The organism is Gilliamella sp. B3464 (assembly GCF_026536145.1).
Taxonomy (GTDB): domain Bacteria; phylum Pseudomonadota; class Gammaproteobacteria; order Enterobacterales; family Orbaceae; genus Gilliamella.
On the sequence record NZ_JAFNOQ010000001.1, the window covers coordinates 94,606 to 115,914 of the forward strand.

Genomic DNA, 21,309 nt, shown 5'->3' on the forward strand with positions numbered 1-21,309 from the left:
TACTATTTCAACACCCTAAAAACCACCGACTTATTTTTAAACCATTATTGACCATCTTCATGTTGTGTCTTTTTATTATCCTCTGATAAAGGGTTACCTTCTTCCTTACAGAGCACTTCAGGATCGTAATAAAAAAAATAAAGTCCTTCACCAGATTTAGTTGGTTTAATGTATTGATCAATAAGATCGTTGTACACATATGAATATTTACCACTAGCTATTAATTTCTTAACATATTGTCTACTTATGGAGATTAAGTTTATATTAGCGACATTTTGCCACCCTAAAACTGTAAAAATTTGTTCTGAAAGTAAAGCAAAAGTTGATATTGATTTTTTGTATAATAAAAAGTAAGCAGGACCAAAAAGAATTCCGGAACCGATGTATGCACTAACAATATCGTCTAAATTAAAACTACCGAAAAAATATAAAATAATTGCGGTAAAAATCACATAGAATAAAAAAAGAGGTAATTTAAAGTATTTAAACAATTGTTTTCGACCACCTAAACAAAGTGGAATTATTGAAATAATATGCTCACTGGGTTTTAACATGGCATACACTTCATAATAATCATCATGTTTTTCAGCGACTACTTCAACTTGATCACCCTCATTAAATTTATAAAAACCCAGCCAACCTTTAAGGGTAATATTATGATTAAGTTTGGCGGTAATATACTGCGCAGGAAACAAGTTACTACGATCACCACCTTCAGCATGTCCCAAAGCCGCAAGCCCTGCTGCAGTATTACCATTCAAAGTAGCAAGTAAAGCACCTTTTTGAAGTTTGGCTTTCTGTTTTTCTCTTTGTTCTTCACTTAAATAAGCGCCATCACCAAGTTGAGCAAAACAAAAAATCCCCTTAAAATCAGATAATGTACCTGTTAATTTTACTAAATTTTTAGGTGGCAACGTTGGTTCTTCAATTTTGAGCCCTGTTTTTTTTAAGACTTGTTCTTTATCTTTATAAGTAATATCTTTGCCGTCATATTTTGCGTAGCACATATTCGGTCTTATTCCTTATTGCTATTTTAACACCCTAAAAACAACCGACTCATTTTTAAATCATTATTGACCATCTTCATGTTGTGTCTTTTTATTATCCTCTGATATAGGTTTACCTTCTTCCTTACAAAGCACTTCTGGATCGTAATAAAAAAAATAAAATCCATCACCATTTTTTGTAGGTCTTGAATAAGCATCTGTATTTTTGTGAGGTTCTAAAGAATACTTATTTTGAGCAATCAATTTAGCAATGTATTGTCTGCTCACTTTTAATAAATTAATATTACTTACGTCTTTCCATCCCAAAAGGGTAAAAATTCTTTCTGCAAGTTTTATATGGGTAGCGATAGAGTTTTTATTTACGATTAAGCACCCCGATCCAAATAAAAAACCAGTAACAGTAAAACCAATGAAAAGATTCTCAAAAGAAAAGCCTAAAATAAGGTAAGTCATCAATAAAGTTAACACAATGTAAAAAATAAACATTGGCCAAAAATACATTTTTAAAGCTTGATTGCGACCTGCAAAACATAATGGAATAAGTGAAATAATTTGCTCGCTAGGTTTTAACATGGCATAGACTTCATAATAATCATCACGTTTTTCAGCAATTACTTCAACTTGATCACCCTCATTAAATTTATAATAACCCAGCCAACCTTTAAGGGTAATATCATTATTAAGTTTTGCGGTAATATATTGCGCAGGAAACATATTACTACGATCACCCCCATTAGCATGACCCAATGCGGCTAAACCTAAAGCTGTATTGCCATTTAACGTAGCCAGCAATGCCCGCTTCTGTAGTTTAAGTTTTTGTTTTTCTTTTTGTGCTTCACTTATGTAAGCACCATCTGCAAGTGGGGCATAACAAAAAAGCCCTTTAAAATCAGATAGTGTGCCTGTTAATTTTACTAAGTCTTTAGGTGGCAACGTTGGATCTTCTATTTTAAGCCCTGTTTTTTTTAACACATGATCTTTATCTTTATAAGTGATATCTTTGCCGTCATATTTTGCGTAGCACATATTCGGTCTTATTCCTTATTGCTATTTCAACACCCTAAAAACAACCGACTCACTTTTAAACCATTATTGACCATCTTCATGTTGTGTCTTTTTATTATTATCTGATAGAGGTTTACCTTCTTCCTTACAAAGCACTTCTGGATCATAATAAAAAAAGAACCACCCATTACCACTTAGGGAAGGTTTTATATATGGATCTGTATCTTGCTGCCAATCAGTTAACTCTTTCCCTTGAGTAATTGACTTATCGATGTATTGTTTACTTACCTTAATTAAATTAATATTTTTAACATTTTTCCATCCTAAAAGAGTAAAAATTCTTTCCGCGAGTTTTATATGAGTAGCGATAGAGTTTTTCCTGACAATCAAACAAGCAGAGCCAATTATCAAACCAAGCGAGCTAAAACCGATGAAAAGATTTTCCAAAGAAAAGTCTAAAACAAGATAATTCATCAATAATACACAAAAAATATAAAATATAAACATTCCCCAAAGGCTAGCTTTTAGTGCTTGATTACGACCACCAAAACAGGGTGGAATTATTGAAATAATTTGCTCGCTAGGTTTTAACATGGCATAGACTTCATAATAATCATCACGTTTTTCAGCAATTACTTCAACTTGATCACCCTCATTAAATTTATAAAATCCCAGCCAACCTTTGAGGGTAATTTCATTATTAAGTTTGGCAGTAATGTATTGTGCTCTCATATTATTACTTAAATCAACTCCACTTGCATGCCCCAATGCGGCTAAACCTAAAGCTGTATTGCCATTTAACGTAGCAATTAAAGCTCCTTTCTCAAATTTGGCTTTCTGTTTTTCTTTTTGTGCCTCACTTAAATAAGCGCCATCACCAACTGGAGCATAACAAAAAAGCCCTTTAAAATCAGATAGTGTACCTGTTAATTTTATTAAGTCTTTAGGTGGCAACGTTGGATCTTCTATTTTAAGCCCTGTTTTTTTTAACACATGCTCTTTGTCTTTATAAATGGTATCTTTGCCGTCATATTTTGCATAGCACATATTCGGTCTTATTCCTTATAGCTATAAATATTCATGCTTCCACAGAAATATAACAATATGATAAAATTTATTTTTTAGCTAGCTGAATTGCTAAAAAAAGAACAGATCTTTTTACTACTTTAATCAAACTAGTTTTACCTAACCGAAAAACACATTATCTAAATAATATAAATTGAGTTAACAAAATTACTACATAGTCAAAATTATTTGGAAGGCAGATCGCTAAATTCGCTCAAAATCAATTACAGAACTTAGTAACTTGATTAATGTAATTATAATTTTAATAGACTACTTTAATTATTATGAAAAAAACTACACTGTCTGTGATTGCCAAACAGGCAAATTTATCGATTGCGTCGGTATCTAGGGTGCTTAAAAAACCTCATTTAACCTCTGTTACAACGCAATCTAAAGTTTACCAAGCGATTGAAGAGTTAAAGATTGATATAAGTTGTAATTTAAAGCCTCATAGCCATTTTGATAAATCTGATCGCATTTTAGTTTTGGATAATCAATTTACACCATATACATTAATTAACTATGGACTGGAGCAGACGTTAAGACAAGCAGGTTTTACAGTATTTTATTTTCGCTTTCCATGCCAATCTAAAACTGATTTTCATCATTTAATTCAATTTATTAACCAAAACACCTTTGCCGGAATTTTAGTGATTAATGATGCACCTTACTTAAGTGAGCTTGAACAATTTAAAAAAGCATTACCACCAATTGTTTTAATAAATCATTTTTCGCGTAATTTTACCTGTGTTTATTTTGATCATTTGATGATCGGTTACCAAATAACGCAATATTTATTAGAAAACGCACATCAAAAAATCGCAATTTTGATGAATGATAACAATAAAATTTGTTCCACACTTTTTTTGCAAGGGTATCAACAAGCGTTACTCAGAGCAAATATAGAATTTAATCCTCACTATCTTGTTGAGCGTTGCATTAGTTATGAACATGGCAGAGCTGCCATAAAAAAACTAATCAATAGCAATAATCCACCTTCAGCGGTTATTTGTGGTGATAATAGTAGTTTGAGCTATCCAGAAAAGAATTATCATAATTTGCAATGTCATCTTTCCGATTATCATGTTGTTTTAGGTGCATTACATCAAGCCCATGAAAGTCAAGCTCAGCTAGTTCGTCCGCTTACTATAACCTATGTGGGCCATGCCAGTGCAAGGCAATATAACGAATTAGATAAATTAAGTCGAATAAATAAACCATTGTATAAAATGGGCCAAGATTCCGCTAATTTGCTTTGTCAACATATTGATAATGCTATAAAAAACGTTAAAAGCTATCACATTATAGAAGCAGAACCTCGTTTTTATTAATGATTAACATCCATTTTAACTTTACCCGATATTACGAGCAATAAATAGCATAAATTATCTAGGTAACGATGTTCTATAATCAAACTGATATCAGGCGTTTTGGTGATAGTTGATTAAATTTTTGTATACCAATACCGATAAACTGTTGTTCTTGATAAATTCGAACTAATGTTTCGCTCGATACTGATGTATCAAGTACAATATTTCGGCCTAACAATATGTCTTTTCCTTGAATATCAGTTAAAGTAATTTTTGGATAATCTTGCACAGGACTATCCACTGGCATAAGTAAAGCTTGTTTATCGGTAATGTGTTGTAATTCATCCAAGCTGATCATTTTATCAATCGGATAATTAGATACTTGCAAACGTCTTAAATAAATAACATGCGCACCACAGCCAAGTAGTTCGCCCAAATCATCAATAATGGTTCGAATATAAGTGCCCTTCGAGCAATGTATTTCTAATGTTAATTGGTTATTATCGGGATTAAATTGAATAAATTGATTTTGGTAGACAGTAATAGGCCTTGCTTCACGTTCAATCACAATACCTTGACGTGCGTACTCATATAGGGGTTTACCTTGATATTTTAATGCTGAAAACATGGTCGGTACTTGTAAAATATCGCCACGAAAATGCGTTAATGCTTCATCAATTTGTGATTGAGAAATATTAACAACTTTAGAACAAATAATTTGACCATCTGCATCTGAAGTATCAGTTCGTTCGCCTAACTGGGCAACCACGCGATAGCGTTTGTCTGAATCTAACAGGTATTGCGAAAATTTGGTCGCCTCACCAAAACAAATTGGTAACATGCCTGTTGCTAAAGGATCGAGTGCACCTGTGTGCCCTGCTTTTTTTGCATTGAACAGCCTTTTTACTTTTTGAAGTGCATCATTAGAAGTCATACCTTGCGGTTTATCTAACAATAAAACGCCGTGAATGTCACGGCGAATTTTTTTTGTATTCATCATTGGTGCTTTATATTCAAGGTTTAAGTTTTTTTAATAATTATTTGCTAAGTATAATTTTAACTTTTTAGTTAATCTTTATGCCGTTCATTGTCTTGTCTAATCACATCAGACACTAAATTAGACATTTGCATTCCTTTAACCAGTGACTCATCATAAAAGAATTTGATTTCAGGAATAATGCGTAAACGCATCGCTTTACCAATTAAGGTTCGGATATATCCTTTTGCATCATTAAGCACAGTTAGTCCCTGCTCAATAACTTGTGGATCATCATCATTAAGAAAAGTTACAAATACTTTGGCATAGGAAAGATCGCGCGAAATATCTACGCCAGAAACAGTGACCATTCCTAATCGTGGATCTTTGATTTCTCGTTGTAAGATGATCGCAATCTCTTTTTGTAATTCATGCCCAACTCGTGATGAGCGGCTAAATGTTTTTGCCATATCTATTTTCCTTAAAATATGAATAAGCAAGGCTTAAACCTTGCTTATAACATGTTTGGTAATGATTAAATGGTACGCTTGATTTCGATAGTTTCGAACACTTCGATACTGTCACCAACACGAACATCATTGTAGTTACGTACACCAATACCACATTCCATACCATTACGTACTTCATTAACATCATCTTTGAAGCGTCGTAGGGATTCAAGTTCACCTTCATAGATAACAACGTTATCACGAAGTACCCGAATTGGATTATGGCGTTTGACCACACCTTCTGTCACCATACAACCAGCAATCGCACCAAATTTTGGTGATTTAAATACATCACGCACTTCAGCAAGACCAATAATTTCTTGTTTGTATTCTGGTGCAAGCATACCGCTCATGGCTTGTTTAACTTCGTCAATTAAGTCATAAATAACAGAATAGTAACGAAGATCTAAGTTTTCAGACTCAATAACCTTACGTGCCGATGCATCAGCACGAACATTAAAGCCTAAAATTATCGCATTTGAAGCCGCTGCTAATGAAGCATCAGTTTCGGTAATTCCACCAACACCTGAACCAATAATTTTCACTTTCACTTCATCAGTTGAAAGTTTAAGCAATGAATCACAGATCGCCTCAACCGAACCTTGAACGTCAGCTTTTAACACGATGTTAAGTTCAGATACATCACCCTCAGTCATGTTGGTAAACATGTTTTCAAGTTTCGCTTTTTGTTGACGCGCAAGTTTCACATCACGGAATTTACCTTGTCGATAGAGCGCAACTTCACGCGCTTTCTTTTCATCACGAACAACAGTGGCTTCATCACCTGCTGACGGTACGCCAGAAAGACCTAAAATTTCAACCGGAATTGAAGGGCCCGCTTCGGTAACTTCTTTACCTAATTCGTTGCGCATTGCACGAATACGACCATATTCAAAACCACACAGAACGATATCGCCTTTTCGTAAAGTACCTGATTGAACTAGCACTGTTGCAACTGAACCACGACCTTTATCTAAGAATGATTCAATTACCACTCCGCTCGCCATACCAGATTCATACGCAGTAAGCTCAAGGACTTCGGCTTGTAATAAGATTGCTTCAAGTAATTGGTCGATGCCGGTGCCTGCTTTAGCCGAAACATGAACAAACTGAGTATCACCACCCCAATCTTCTGACATAACGCCATATTGGGCCAGTTCACCTTTTACGCGCTCAGGATCGGCTTCTGGTTTGTCGATTTTATTCACTGCAACAACGATTGGTACATTTGCCGCTTTCGCATGTTGAATAGCTTCAATAGTTTGTGGCATCACACCATCATCAGCCGCTACAACTAATACCACGATATCGGTTGCTTTAGCACCACGCGCACGCATTGAGGTAAATGCAGCATGGCCTGGTGTATCTAAAAAGGTGATTTCGCCATTTGGTGTTTTTACATGGTAGGCACCGATATGCTGAGTAATACCACCGGCTTCACCCGATGCCACTTTCGCTTTACGGATGTAGTCAAGTAATGAAGTTTTACCATGATCAACATGCCCCATGATAGTGACGACAGGCGCTCGAGCAACTTTTTCAGCGCCGGTATCACGGTCGCTCATGAGCGATTCTTCAAGTTCGTTTTCACGACGAAGTACCACTTTGTGTCCCATTTCTTCGGCAACAAGTTGTGCCGTTTCCTGATCGATAACCTGATTAATGGTTGCCATCGCCCCCATCTTCATCATAGTTTTGATAACTTCAGAACCTTTAACAGCCATTTTATTAGCAAGTTCAGCAACAGTTATCGTTTCACCAATGACTACATCACGGTTAACGGCTTGAACAGGTTTAGTAAAGCTTTGTTGCAATGCACTTTTACCTTTCTTTTTGTGACCACTACGCGTAACTGCACGGGCTTCTTCTCGTTCAGCTTTACCTTCAGATAATTTACTAGCTTTTTTCTGTTTAGTTTGTTTACCGCCACGACCTCGGCCTCGACCACCTTCGACTTCTCGGTCGGTATCATCTTCAGCAGCGCGTGCATATTTAGATGTGGTGACATGATAATCATCATCTTCACTATTGTCGTTATCATCAGTATCACTATATTGCTCGGCTAGTTTGCGAGCTTCTTCGGCCATACGTTTAGCATCTTCTTCTAATTTTCGACGATTTTCTTCTTCAGCTTTACGTTTTATTTCGTTGGCCTCTGCTTCTAAACGCGCTTTTTCTTCTTGTGCTTTTTTTACTTTAGGATCCGTTGTCGGCTCTTGCACAGGTTTAGCGGCTTGCGGTTTAGCTTTCTCTTCTTGAGCACGTTTTTTAGCCTCTTCTTCGCGTTTTTTAGCTTCTTGCTCTGCGGCTAACTTCGCTTTCTCTTCAGCTTCTTTACGCGCTTGTAATTCTGCTAATTCTGCTTCTTGTTTAGCTTTTTCAGCTTCTAGACGTGCTTTTTCTTGCTCGGCAGCAATTTCAGCCGGATCGCGTTTTACAAAAGTACGTTTTTTACGGACTTCGACTTTAATTTCTTTGCTTTTGCCACCCGCACTTGACACATTCAACGTTGAATGAGTTTTACGTTGTAGTGTTAATTTTGTTGGACCTTGCTGAGGATTTAAATGCGCAAGCAAAGCTTCTTTTTCCTTTTGTGTAACAGTGTCAGACGCGGTTTTTTTCATCCCAGCATCGGCAAACTGTTGCAAAAGTGTTTGCACTGGAGTATTTATCTCTTGAGCCAGTGTTTCGATTGATACTTTGGTCATGTATTACTTTCCCTCAATTATTCATTTGCAAACCAACAAATATTACGTGCAGCCATAATAAAATCGCCAGCTTGTTTACTTGTTAAACCTTCAATATCCACGAGATCATCGGTACCTTGTTCTGCTAAATCTTCCAAAGTAATAACGTCATGTTGGGCTAATTGGTAGGCTAATTCTTGTGTCATACCCGGTAAATCTAATAAATCTTGCGCCGGTCTTTTATCGCCACTATGAGCAAGCGCTAAGGTTGTTAAAGCATCTTTTGCGCGATTTCTTAATGCTTCAACCAGTTCTTCATCAAGCTCTTCAATTTCAAGTAATTCATCAACCGGTACATAAGCAAGTTCTTCTAGCGAAGTAAAACCTTCTTCAACTAATAGTTGTGCCAGATCTTCTTCAATGTCTAAATGCTTCATTAAGTTACTGATTGCAGCAAATGATTCGGCATGATGTTTTTCTTGTAAATCTTCGGTACTCATTACATTTAACGTCCAACCCGTAAGTTGTGATGCTAAACGGATATTTTGACCATTACGACCAATAGCCTGTGGTAAAGTATCAGCATTAACAGCCACATCCATTGTATGTTTATCTTCATCAACAACAATTGACACAACATCAGCAGGTGCCATAGCATTAATCACGTACTGTGCAGGGTTATCATCCCACAATACGATATCAATACGTTCACCACCAAATTCATTCGAAACAGCTTGGACTCGAGCGCCTCGCATACCGACACATGCACCAACTGGATCGATACGACGGTCGTTACTGCTAACAGCAATTTTAGCGCGAGAACCCGGATCACGAGCAACACCTTTAATGTCGATCATCTCTTCACCAATTTCAGGGACTTCAATACGGAATAGCTCTTCCATCATCTCGGGGTTAGAGCGACTAATACAAAGTTGTGCTGGTTTATTATCTTGTTCAACCAAATATAAAATACCGCGTACACGATCGCCAATACGGAAGTTTTCGCGTGGCAGCATATCATGACGTGACATCATTGCATCGGCATTATTACCTAAATCTAAAATCACGCTATCGCGATTGGTTTTTTTGACGATACCCGTTACGATTTCACCAATTCGGTTTCTAAACATGTCAATGACCATTGCACGCTCAGCTTCGCGTACTTTTTGTACAATAACTTGTTTCGCCGTTTGTGTTGTAATTCGGTCAAAAGCAACAGATTCAATTTGTTCTTGAACATAGTCACCAATTTTTAATGTTGGATCTTCATATTGCGCTGCTTCTAGGGTTATTTCTTTAGTTGGTTGTGTAACTTCATTGACCACCAACCAACGGCGAAATGTATCATAATCGCCAGTTTTATGATCAATTTTTACCACAACATCAATATCAACATTATGTTTCTTTTTAGTGGCTGTTGCTAATGCGGTTTCTAACGCTTCAAAAATTTTGTCACGCGTTAGTGCTTTTTCATTTGATACAGCTTCAACAACAGCTAAAATTTCTTTATTCATCCTTTACACCCGTACTCTATTTAAGGTTAAAATTAGGTACTATATTTGCTTTTTGAATATTGCTAAAAGCAAACACTTCATCGTTATTATCCACCGTTAGTGTAATCATCTCATTATCAATGGATTTTATCTGTCCTTTCCATTTGCGACGATTAGCAACAGGAATACGCAGACTAATTGTGACTTCTTCACCAACAAAACGTTGATAGTGTTCTAACGTAAACAGTGGCCTGTCCATACCTGGTGATGAAACTTCAAGGTTATAAGCATCTTTGATAGGATCTTCCACATCAAGCACAGCGCTAATTTGTCGGCTAACATCAGCACAATCATCAACAGTTATACCGTTTTCACTATCTATATAAACTCGTAACACTGGGTAACGGCCACGAATGTATTCAACGCCAACTAACTCAAAACCAAGGGCATTCACAGGTTCTTGTATGATATCCGTCAATTGCTGTTCTATATTAGCCAAACAAACCTCCACTGCAAAAAATAAAAAAAGGGCATATAGCCCAACATTCCTTTTAAACTTACGCTTAAATCAAAACACGAAAAAAAACCTCGACATGCGAGGCTACATTTAAAACTAACTATAATGAAGCCACTTGATTCGAACTTTCACGCAATAAAAAGGGTAAATTGATTTATGAATGAAAATCTAAGTGGTTGCGGGGGCTGGATTTGAACCAACGACCTTCGGGTTATGAGCCCGACGAGCTACCAAGCTGCTCCACCCCGCGATAGATGGTTGAAGATTATACCTTATTTTAAATAAAGTGCAACGTGTAATAATGTTAATTTTAGCAAATATAGCTGAAGTAATTGATTAATCTAACAGAATAAATTTCAGTCTTTTTTACAAAACAAATGTAAAATAAGTCAGCAAAATGGCATAATCAAATCTATAAAAAAATAAAATATTCCGCTGAATTCTCAGCGGAAAAAAATTATTTAGACGTCGCTAATCTCATCTTTTTAACAAACTCGGTCATTTCATTGAGCATTTTTTCAGGTTCATCTAAATTTTTCTCGATAATTTTGACTGTCGCAGATCCAGCGATCGCACCAGCTGCTCCTGATTTAATTGCTTCACTCACTTGTGAGGGTTCTGAGATACCAAATCCTTGAATCGCTGGCGGCGCGCCGTACTGAGTCAATTTTTGGATTAAATGCGTTAAAGGTTTATTGGCGCGATTTTCAGTACCGGTTACGCCAGCACGTGACACAAGATAGGTATAACCTTTACCCAATTCAGCTATTTTTTTAATAACTTCGTCATCAGCATTTGGTGGGCAAATAAAGATTGGCGCAATCTTATATTTTTCTGCATGTTTGGTAAATTCTTGTGCATACTCAACCGGTAAATCAGCAATTAATACTGAATCTACGCCTGCTTTTGCACATTTCGCATAGAAGTTATCAATACCATTTTTAAAAACTAAATTAGCATAGATGAGTAAGCCAATAGGAATATCAGTATGATAGCTTCTGATTTGAGTTAATATTTCAAAACATTTTTCAACACTAATACCACCTTTAAAAGCGCGAATATTCGCATTTTGAATGGTTGGTCCATCGGCCATAGGGTCAGAAAACGGAATACCCAGCTCTAATGCATCCGCACCAGCATCAATTAAAGTTTGTATTATTTGTAAAGAGAGTTCTGGATTAGGATCCCCAACAGGAACAAAAGGAACAAATGCGCCCCGCTTTTCTTGATTTAATTTATCAAATAATTTTTGATAACGGTTCATTCAATTTCTCCTTTTGCTTTTAAAATATCATAAACAGTAAAGATATCTTTATCTCCGCGGCCCGATAGATTGACAATCAACAGCTGTTCTTTATTAGGATTTTCTTTGATCATCTTTAGTGCATAAGCTAAAGCATGCGATGATTCTAACGCAGGAATAATACCCTCATGACGCGACAACGCTTTAAAGGCATCTAACGCTTCATCATCGGTAATCGAAACATATTGCGCACGGCCGATACTATCTAAATAAGCATGTTGAGGTCCAACCGATGGAAAATCAAGGCCCGCTGATATCGAATACGACTCTTCAATTTGCCCTTCATCAGTTTGCATCATTGGCGATTTCATACCAAAGTAGATACCCAATTTACCATGTTTTAATGATGCACCATGTTCACCGCTTTCAATGCCGTGTCCACCCGGTTCAACACCAATTAAGCGTACTGATTTTTCTTCAATAAAATTCGCAAACATCCCAATTGCATTAGATCCACCGCCAACACAAGCAATCACGGCATCAGGCAAACGTCCTTCTTTTTCCATAATTTGTTGTTTGGCTTCGCGGCTAATCATCTGCTGAAATTCACGTACAATAGTCGGGAAAGGATGCGGACCTGCTGCGGTACCAAGCATATAGTGAGCTTTTTCATAACTTCCTGACCAGTCACGCAACGCTTCGTTACAGGCATCTTTCAAGGTAGCTGAACCTGTTTCAACTGGAATCACAGTCGCCCCCATTAAACGCATTCTAAACACATTAGGCGCTTGCCGTTTAACATCTTTTGCGCCCATATAAATACGGCATTTTAAGCCAAGTAACGCACAGGCCAGTGCTGATGCAACGCCATGCTGCCCTGCACCGGTTTCGGCAATAATTTCGGTTTTGCCCATACGTTTGGCAAGTAACGCTTGCCCTAATACTTGATTGGTCTTGTGCGCACCGCCATGTACAAGATCTTCACGTTTTAAATAGAGTTTAGTTTTAGTGCCTGCAGTTAAGTTTTTACATAAAGTAAGCGCAGTTGGTCGACCGGCATAATTGACTAATAAATCATTAAACTCTTTTTGAAAACTTGGATCATGAATCGCTGATAAAAAAGCATCCTCAAGTTGCTCAAGCACAGGCATCAATATTTGAGGGACATACTGCCCACCAAACTCACCAAAATAAGGATTTAATTTTGACATAACTATTCCTTCTAACATTAATTAAATTTGTTCAAATACAGCTTGAATTTTGTGTTTATCTTTAATACCCGGCGAAATTTCGATACCAGAATTTAAATCCACCCCAATCACATTTGTAGCTAAAGCATTTTTTATATTTTGCGGATTAATGCCGCCAGCTAAAATCACATTAGTTAAATCTTGCCCAGCTAGTAGTGACCAATCAAAGCTTTTACCCGTTCCCCCGGCGCCATGATCGAAAATGTAACGACTGACTAATGGGTTATTGTGTTCGGAGATGGTATTGCTGATACTTAATGCTTTCCAAATCTGACAATTTTTAGGTAATTTTTCACGTAATAATTGGATATATTGGTTATCTTCATCACCATGCAATTGAACAGCATAAAGTGAAAGTTGTTCAGCTATTTGACAAACTTGATCTATCGTTTCATTTTTAAACACACCTACCCAATTTAGCGGCGCAGCTGAAATGACTCTACGGGCATTTATTGGCGATAGATAACGAGGTGATTTTGGTGCAAATATCAATCCACCATATACCGCACCGGCTTGGTAAGCTGCTATCGCATCTTCAGCGCGAGTTAAACCACAAACTTTATTTTCACCCAGCATGACTTTACGAATCGCTAAGGTTAAATTAGGTTCTGACATCAGCGCGCTACCAATTAAAAAACCATTAGCAAACTGACTTAATTCTTTAACCTGATTATGTGTGTAAATCCCCGATTCGCTGATAATAATGCGATCATCAGGAATCGTTTTCGATAGATTTTTAACGCGATTTAAATCGACACTCAAATCACGCAAATTACGATTATTAATGCCTATCACTTTAGCACCAAGTGCAATTGCTCGTTCCACTTCGGCTTGCGTGCTTGCTTCGGTTAATACGCCCATATTGAGTTGATGAGCGATACGGCTTAAGTGACGATACTCATCGTCATTGACGACTGATAGCATTAATAAAATGGCATCGGCCTGATAATAACGCGCTAAGTAAATTTGATATTCATCAATAATAAAGTCTTTGCAAAGAACAGGCTGAGTTACCTCATTACGTACGATAGGCAAAAACTCAAAACGTCCTTGAAAGTATTTTTCGTCGGTCAACACCGAAATAGCCGAAGCATAATCTTTATACACTTTGGCAATAGTTGCAGGATCAAAATCATCCCGAATTAACCCTTTTGACGGTGAGGCTTTTTTACATTCTAAAATAAATTCTGTTTTAGTTTGATTTAATGATTGATAAAAATCACGATCACTAGGCTTCACATCCATTTTAAATGTTTCAAGCGGTTTTGATGCTTGCTGTGAGACTAACCAACTTTGTTTATCTTCGATGATTTTTTTCAATACGGTTGCCATTTCAACATTTTCCGTTAATGCTGCAATTGCCATATTTTTCTCCACTGTTATCTTGCCGCTAATTGCTGTAATAGTTGATAAGCTTTACCACTACGCATCATTTCAATCGCTTGTTTAGCATTTTGTTTTAAATCGGACTGACCAAACAAACTCATTAACATCGCAACGTTAGCGGCGATCGCTGCTTCATGAGCCGGTTTGCCATGTCCTTGTAAAATCGCAATTAACATATCACGATTCATCTCTGGCGTGCCACCTTCAATATCTTTTAATGTATATTGCTGTAAGCCAAAATCTTGCGGTGTTAATGTAAAGTAACGAATTTTGCCATTATGCACTTCAGCCACTTGCGTTTCACCATGAATCGCAACTTCATCCATTCCTGAACCATGTACCACATAGGCATGGGTATAACCTAACATAGTTAACGTTTCAGCAATCGGTTTGATTAAATCTGGGTGATATACCCCTAATAAAATTCGTTTAGGACGAGACGGATTAATGAGCGGCCCTAGTACATTAAAAATCGTTCGAGTCTTCAATTGCTGACGAACCGGCGCGGCATGACGAAAACCTGAATGATATTGCTGAGCAAATAAAAAACATACACCAAGCTCATCCAACGCCTTACGCGAATCTTCGGCCGGCATATTTAATTTAATGCCTAAAGCAGACAACACGTCTGATGAACCTGATTTACTCGACACCCCACGGTTACCATGTTTAGCCACCTTATAACCTAACGCAGCAGCCACAAAGGCACTGGCGGTTGAAATATTAATACTGTTGGTACCATCACCACCTGTTCCGACAATGTCGGTAAACGCATAATCTGGAATAGCAAAACTATCGGCATTTTCAAGCAACGCTTGCGCAGCTCCTGCGATTTCATCTGGCTTTTCACCGCGAACTTTCATACTAATTATTGCTGTTGCCAATACCGTCGGTTCGATTTTACCTTGAATAATTAAGTTGAACAGTATTTTACTTTCTTGTTGGCTTAATACCTGTCCTAAATATAACTTATTGAGAATAGGTTGAACATTATACTCTTGCTTATCAATAATGGCTTCTTGTTTTGGTTGCGCTGTTTTTTGTGATGGATTAAGCGCCCACTCAATGGTTTGCTCAAGCAGTTTTACGCCTTGAATAGTTAAAATTGATTCGGGATGAAACTGAAAACCACACACCCGATCCTCATCATTACGCACCGCCATCACAATATTATTACACAAGGCATTAATGGTTAGAGTTTTAGGAATATTTTCGCCTTTTAATGAATGATACCGCGCGACCGGTAATGGATTAGGTAAGCCTTTAAACATGGCTTGTTCATCGTGTTCAATAAGTGAAGCTTTGCCATGTAAAATATCACCCGCTGGTACAATGCTTCCACCATAAGATTCAACAATCGCCTGATGACCAAGGCAGATACCTATAATCGGTAATTTACCTTTTAGGCGTTTAAGTAATTCTGGCATACAACCTGCTTCACTTGGTGCGCCGGGTCCTGGCGATAACATCAAAATCGGATTTTGCATTTGTGAGAGTTTTTCAACTATCGCATCAGCCGGGATCGTATTACGATAAATCGTCACATGATGTTGGCTATTACGTAGTTGATCGACGAGGTTATAAGTAAAAGAATCAATATTATCAATAAATAAAATATTAGCCATTAGAATATACCTTCTACATTATGTGCTGCCATAATTGCTCTAACCACAGCGCGCGCTTTATTACGTGATTCGTCGGATTCAAATTGTGGTTCAGAATCTAAAACCACGCCGCCACCAGCTTGAACAGTCGCTATGCCGTTTTCAACATAAGCACTACGAATCACAATACACGTATCAAGGTCACCATTGGCAGTAAAATACCCTACTGCCCCACCATAGCTACCCCGTTTAACTTTTTCTGATTCGGCAATCAATTGCATTGCACGAATTTTGGGCGCACCGGTTAATGTCCCCATATTCATGGTCGCTTGATAAGCATGAAGTGCATCTAAATCTTCACGTAATTGACCAATGACTTTTGACACCAAATGCATCACAAACGAATAGCGATCAACTTTGAGTAAATCTTTAGTATATCGTGTACCCGGCTGACAAATACGTGCTAAATCATTGCGTGCTAAATCGACTAACATTAAATGTTCTGCTAGTTCTTTCTTGTCGGTACGCATATCTAACTCTAAACGACTATCTAAATCATAATCAATGTCGCCATTGGCGGTTAAGCCTCGAGGACGCGTTCCGGCAATAGGATAGATTTCAACTTGATTGGTAGCTTTACTATATTTAAGCGCGCTTTCTGGTGAAGCACCAAATAACACAAAATCCTTATCTTGCATATAAAACATATAAGGGCTTGGGTTATTAGTTTTAAGAAGTTGATAGGCAGACAAAGGCTTAGGACAAGGCAATGTAAAACGACGAGATGGCACTGCTTGAAATATTTCGCCTTGTTGAATCGCATCTTGCATCTTTTTAACTATGGTATTAAAGTCATCATCACTTTTATTACAATCAACCGTAATATTGGCAAGGGATTGAGTAGGAATTGGCTTTATCGGTTGGTTTAACAAAGTTTGCAGCTCATCAATACGTTTAGTTAAACGTTCCACTTCGTTTGGATCAGCCGTGAAAGCGGTCGCTTTTAATATTGAAACGTGATTTTGATGATTAATTTCTAATAACGTTTCGGCTAAATAAAAACAAAAATCTTGGCAGCGCATATCAGTAGGGAGTTTAGGTAAATTTTCAAAACCAGCCACCAAATCATAACTAAATAGCCCGCCAACAAAAATCGCATCATGGCTTGCTTGTTTCGAATAATTCACAAGACTAAGTAGCGTTCTTAGCGCATCAAAAACGGATAGCGATTTTAATCGAGAATCCTCATCTTGCATGGCATCAACTTGAGGAAACACCAATGTCAACTTTGACGTTTCAACTTCAACTTTCACAGTACTTGCTGAAAATGCATCGGCAAGTAAAGGTAACAACGTTTGCCCATTTGAAGTTAAAGCTTCAAATATCACCTGCTGATCGATTGCCGAAATGCGTAACGCACTATCCACAATCATCACACTTTTTATGCCTTGCTTGTTATCGATTTCGGCTGATTCAAGCAGCAATGTAGCTGGCCTGTCATGACATAATTGATAAAATACCTGAGTCGGATCTTGATAATAACCAATGGTTTTGGTTATCTGCGTTAATGTTGGCTTATTCATTGTTGACTCTCTATTTTTAAATTTTTATTTAAACTATGCATTTGATTATGAAAAACTAAAAACCCGCGCTAAGCGGGTTTTACATACAAAGACAATGCTTTATCAAATCACCCGCCCAAACTCATACGCCACCAACCAAAATTAGCGAATTTGCAAGCAATCAAATAACAGTATTGTGATTTCATGATTATTATTAATGTAAAATGAATGTTGTACTATTAAACTAGTTCATTGATGCAATGTCAAGTGAATATTTTGTGTGCAGAAATAAAATTTATTTTAGTATATCAATAGCAAGTTTAACCAAAGGATGCTATTTGTTATAAAGCATCCTTTGTAAAAATTAGCGCAACGGCATTTCGGATTGAATCACTTTAACCAACTTAGATCTTGGTTTTGACGAAATACGAAAGTGGTTAGTAATCCATAACTTATGATGTGCTTCACATTGCGGACCTAAATAAATCTTCTCAATATAATCTTCCACCGTTTTGTAATTAATAAATAAACTGCTGGCTTGAACATAATCTGTCGGCGCTTGAATTTTTTCATCGGCAATATTTGTGATATAAATCATTCGACATTCATCTTCATCTTCAAATGCAGCATGCTTGATTAAGCACGAGATAGGCATGACGGCTAAGGTAATTAATTGATCGAGAATAGAAAGATTTTTTATGCTTCTGTTTTTATTTAAATTTTTTATTACTTGTTTTATTTGATTTAGTTTTTTTCTAATTGTTTTAATTTTATGCTTTTCATCTAATTGTTTTAGGTAGTCATTCCATTTTTTTTCAATCTTAGATGCAGAACTTCCTCGGTGCTCCAGATAAAAAGAAAATTTATTACGTTTGGCAAGACTAATATATTCATTACTTGGATCAAAATACAAACAACGGAACAAAGGTAGATCATGAAAGGAGGATTGTGTTAACGGTTCGTTCTTCTCATTAGCATCAGTTTTATTATCAATAAAATCTTGTCTTGCCATTTTAACTGATGTTAATTTATTTAAATGATTAATACCATCAGGATTGATGCTTTGTTCAACATCGTCGCCAAAAAAATTTTGGTTAAAAACTACACTAACACTCGAGCCGACAATATTGTTTTCATTGCCATATAAACGAAATTGATTTAACGAATTGTGATTAAATGAAAAACTGGCTAAAAAGCTTTTGATTTCACTATCCGTATCGGTTTTAATATTAAGCCAACTAGTGAGTACCTGATTTTCAGTGGGATCGTTCATAAAATCAACCACATTTAAACGAAAATCGCTAGGCTCATTTTTTAAAAGACTAAATAACACGCCCGGTCTGGTATAATGTGCAACCTGCCGTTCATATTGTTTCTCTTCACTTTTTAAGTTTTCATTTAATTTAAATGTAACCAGTAACTGCTCCTGAATATCTTGTGCTAATGTTCTGATATAACAAATGTACTGAGTAACGGATTGCTCGCGTTTATTGGCATCGGCAAATAGTGAAGAAGCTTCATTCTTATCAATGACTGATAACATGATTTGAGCAATAGTATAAAGCATAAATAAATCATTGGAATAAGACACTTTCAGATAATATTCTTTTGCTTTTTTAAAACTACCTTCTGTTTTGTTAAAAAAGATATTATCCCCTAAATAAAGATTCGCTATATTGGAAACATAAGAATTAATGCTATCACAACATTGTAAGAAACACTGACTGGCTTCGTTATAAAGCTGTTTTTTAGTTTGATAGATAACACCCAAATTACATTGTGCCCTAACATAAGCATCGGCATTATCCTCCCTTTGTACCTGTAAATAATGGTATTCTGCCTGCTTGATATCCTGTTTTTTAAATTGGTAAATAAGGGCTAAATTACATTGTGCCCTAGCATAAGCATCAGCGTTATCCTGCCTTTCTACCTGTGAATAATAATGTTTTGCCTGATCGTCATTCTGTATTTTAAATTGGTAAATAAGCGCTAAACAATATTGAGCCCTAGCATAAGCATCGGCATTATCCTGCTTTTCCACTCGTGAATAATAGTGTTCTGCTTGCGCTATGTTATTTTTTTCATCTTGATATATCAGGGCTAAATTGAACTGAGCTTCGGCATATAAATTAGGATCAACACTCTTTTCAATCTGTAAATAATGGTGTTCTGCCTGCGCTATGTTATTTTCATGTTGATATATCTGAGCTAAATTAAACTGAGCTGTAGCATATAATGTCGAATTACCTAACTTTTCAACCTTTAATAAATGTTTGATTGCAGCTTCAGTATTTTGATCCAAAAAATAAATTTTGGCTAACTCTAATTGAGCCTTTGAAAATGCTTCATCGCCATCGTTTTTGGTGATTTTTTTAAAATCTGCAATTTTCTGCTCGATCGTTTGTTGTTTAATATTTTGTTCAACTGTTTGCTCTTTCATTATTATTCCTATTCTGTTTTTCTTGTCATATTTAATCGTAGTAAACAATTAAACGACAGCCAGTATGTATTTGGCTGGAATGATTCTTGTTGGTTAATATTAGCGCGTCGTTTAAATTAATAGACACAGTTTAGCGTTAAGTTAAAAAATCACCAAAAATTTAACAAGGGATAGAGCAAAAATATGACTAAAAATAAATTAGCTTCATAAAATCAATAATAAATAACATAAAGATTATTTATTAATAACTGGTCAAAAAATCTCATAGCCATTAGAATGCTTATACCGTCGAAATTCATATTACTAAGAGAAATTAATCTATGCCTATATTTTATATTTTTATCGGTATCATCGTGTTACTCGCACTAATCACCGTTTTAAAATGCATTACCATTGTTCCGCAAGGTTATCAATACACCATTGAGCGTTTTGGTAAATACACCCACACACTTGAACCGGGATTGAATATCATTATTCCTTTTATGGATGGGATTGGTCGTAAAATTAATATGATGGAACAAGTGCTTGATATTCCATCACAAGAAGTTATATCAAAAGATAATGCCAACGTACAAATTGATGCCGTTTGCTTTATTCAAGTGCAAGACGCAGCTAGAGCCGCTTATCAAGTCAATCAACTTGAACGTGCTGTGATTAATTTAATGATGACCAATATTCGTACGGTACTCGGCAGCATGGAACTTGATGAAATGCTATCACAGCGTGATCATATCAACTCAAAATTACTTAGCATTGTTGATGATGCAACAAACCCTTGGGGCATTAAAATCACCCGTATTGAAATTCGAGATGTTCGCCCGCCGGCAGAACTTATTGCCGCGATGAATGCACAAATGAAAGCAGAACGTAATAAACGTGCGGAAATTCTGGAAGCTGAAGGTGTTCGTCAGGCAGCAATACTACGTTCAGAGGGTGAAAAACAGTCCGAAATATTAAAGGCCGAAGGTGAGCGACAAGCTGCATTTTTACAAGCCGAAGCCCGTGAACGTGCGGCCGAAGCCGAAGCAAAAGCCACACAAATGGTGTCTGATGCAATTGCAGCAGGTAATATTAATGCGGTTAATTACTTTGTTGCACAAAAATATACTGAAGCGCTACAACAAATCGGATCGGCAGATAACAGTAAAGTCATTATGATGCCTTTAGATGCATCAAGTTTAATGGGCAGTATTGGTGGCATTGCGGAGCTCATTAAAAACTCTAAATGATGTCACAAGGTAGTTTCCGAACTGGT

The 21,309-nt window shown here is 36.7% G+C and carries 16 protein-coding genes and 1 tRNA gene; 2 read left to right on the top strand and 15 right to left on the bottom strand.

Annotated elements, in window-relative coordinates; genetic code table 11:
• Nucleotides 1-44: 44 nt before the first annotated feature.
• The 3 genes from J3U57_RS00385 to J3U57_RS00395 form a co-directional block, all read right to left on the bottom strand.
• Nucleotides 45-1,007 (bottom strand): putative type VI secretion system effector, encoded by a 963-nt coding sequence (locus J3U57_RS00385; protein WP_267343515.1) that lies wholly within the window; start codon nucleotides 1,005-1,007, stop codon nucleotides 45-47.
• A gap of 63 nt (nucleotides 1,008-1,070) precedes the next feature.
• Nucleotides 1,071-2,033, bottom strand: coding sequence for a putative type VI secretion system effector (locus tag J3U57_RS00390; RefSeq protein WP_267343516.1), 963 nt, complete (start codon nucleotides 2,031-2,033; stop codon nucleotides 1,071-1,073).
• 63 nt (nucleotides 2,034-2,096) lie between these two features.
• Nucleotides 2,097-3,059: a putative type VI secretion system effector gene (locus J3U57_RS00395; RefSeq protein ID WP_267343517.1), complete on the bottom strand. Its 963-nt coding sequence runs from the start codon at nucleotides 3,057-3,059 to the stop codon at nucleotides 2,097-2,099.
• A gap of 302 nt (nucleotides 3,060-3,361) precedes the next feature.
• On the opposite strand from J3U57_RS00395, the gene J3U57_RS00400 reads away from it, so the two are divergent.
• Nucleotides 3,362-4,408: a LacI family DNA-binding transcriptional regulator gene (locus J3U57_RS00400; protein WP_267343518.1), complete on the top strand. Its 1,047-nt coding sequence runs from the start codon at nucleotides 3,362-3,364 to the stop codon at nucleotides 4,406-4,408.
• Between the two features lie 79 nt (nucleotides 4,409-4,487).
• On the opposite strand, the gene truB is transcribed toward J3U57_RS00400, so the two are convergent.
• The 12 genes from truB to J3U57_RS00460 all read right to left on the bottom strand — a co-directional run bounded on the left by truB (nucleotide 4,488) and on the right by J3U57_RS00460 (nucleotide 20,054).
• Nucleotides 4,488-5,387: a tRNA pseudouridine(55) synthase TruB gene (gene truB / locus J3U57_RS00405; RefSeq protein WP_416379568.1), complete on the bottom strand. Its 900-nt coding sequence runs from the start codon at nucleotides 5,385-5,387 to the stop codon at nucleotides 4,488-4,490.
• Between the two features lie 68 nt (nucleotides 5,388-5,455).
• Entirely contained in the window at nucleotides 5,456-5,833 is a 378-nt protein-coding gene (gene rbfA / locus J3U57_RS00410) for a 30S ribosome-binding factor RbfA (RefSeq protein WP_065798776.1), read from the bottom strand.
• A 65-nt stretch (nucleotides 5,834-5,898) separates the two neighbouring features.
• Nucleotides 5,899-8,580, bottom strand: a complete 2,682-nt coding sequence (gene infB / locus J3U57_RS00415; protein WP_267343519.1) for a translation initiation factor IF-2 — start codon at nucleotides 8,578-8,580, stop codon at nucleotides 5,899-5,901.
• Nucleotides 8,581-8,597: 17 nt separating this feature from the next.
• Nucleotides 8,598-10,073, bottom strand: coding sequence for a transcription termination factor NusA (nusA, locus tag J3U57_RS00420; protein ID WP_065798778.1), 1,476 nt, complete (start codon nucleotides 10,071-10,073; stop codon nucleotides 8,598-8,600).
• A gap of 16 nt (nucleotides 10,074-10,089) precedes the next feature.
• Nucleotides 10,090-10,551 carry a ribosome maturation factor RimP gene (gene rimP, locus J3U57_RS00425; protein ID WP_065633366.1) on the bottom strand — a complete coding sequence of 154 codons (462 nt, stop codon included), beginning with the start codon at nucleotides 10,549-10,551 and terminating at the stop codon, nucleotides 10,090-10,092.
• Nucleotides 10,552-10,742: 191 nt separating this feature from the next.
• Nucleotides 10,743-10,819, bottom strand: a tRNA-Met gene (locus J3U57_RS00430).
• A 207-nt stretch (nucleotides 10,820-11,026) separates the two neighbouring features.
• Nucleotides 11,027-11,833, bottom strand: coding sequence for a tryptophan synthase subunit alpha (trpA, locus tag J3U57_RS00435; protein ID WP_267343520.1), 807 nt, complete (start codon nucleotides 11,831-11,833; stop codon nucleotides 11,027-11,029).
• The gene (gene trpB / locus J3U57_RS00440; protein WP_267343521.1) at nucleotides 11,830-13,023 is read right to left on the bottom strand and encodes a tryptophan synthase subunit beta; all 1,194 of its coding nucleotides are present in this window, start codon (nucleotides 13,021-13,023) and stop codon (nucleotides 11,830-11,832) included. The genes trpA and trpB overlap by 4 nt, the downstream gene beginning before the upstream one ends.
• 21 nt (nucleotides 13,024-13,044) lie before the next feature.
• On the bottom strand, nucleotides 13,045-14,427 hold the full coding sequence (gene trpCF / locus J3U57_RS00445) for a bifunctional indole-3-glycerol-phosphate synthase TrpC/phosphoribosylanthranilate isomerase TrpF (protein ID WP_323849427.1): 1,383 nt from the start codon (nucleotides 14,425-14,427) through the stop codon (nucleotides 13,045-13,047).
• A gap of 14 nt (nucleotides 14,428-14,441) precedes the next feature.
• Nucleotides 14,442-16,073, bottom strand: a complete 1,632-nt coding sequence (trpD, locus tag J3U57_RS00450) for a bifunctional anthranilate synthase glutamate amidotransferase component TrpG/anthranilate phosphoribosyltransferase TrpD (protein ID WP_267343522.1) — start codon at nucleotides 16,071-16,073, stop codon at nucleotides 14,442-14,444.
• Nucleotides 16,073-17,635: an anthranilate synthase component 1 gene (locus J3U57_RS00455; RefSeq protein ID WP_267343523.1), complete on the bottom strand. Its 1,563-nt coding sequence runs from the start codon at nucleotides 17,633-17,635 to the stop codon at nucleotides 16,073-16,075. Before J3U57_RS00455 ends, trpD begins: the two co-directional genes overlap by 1 nt.
• Nucleotides 17,636-17,978: 343 nt before the next feature.
• Nucleotides 17,979-20,054: a tetratricopeptide repeat protein gene (locus J3U57_RS00460; protein WP_267343524.1), complete on the bottom strand. Its 2,076-nt coding sequence runs from the start codon at nucleotides 20,052-20,054 to the stop codon at nucleotides 17,979-17,981.
• 320 nt (nucleotides 20,055-20,374) lie between these two features.
• Here J3U57_RS00460 and J3U57_RS00465 point away from each other — a divergent pair, with 320 nt between their 5' ends.
• A complete protein-coding gene (locus J3U57_RS00465) occupies nucleotides 20,375-21,283 on the top strand; it encodes an SPFH domain-containing protein (protein ID WP_267333377.1) in 909 nt (302 codons plus the stop codon).
• Nucleotides 21,284-21,309: the final 26 nt, after the last annotated feature.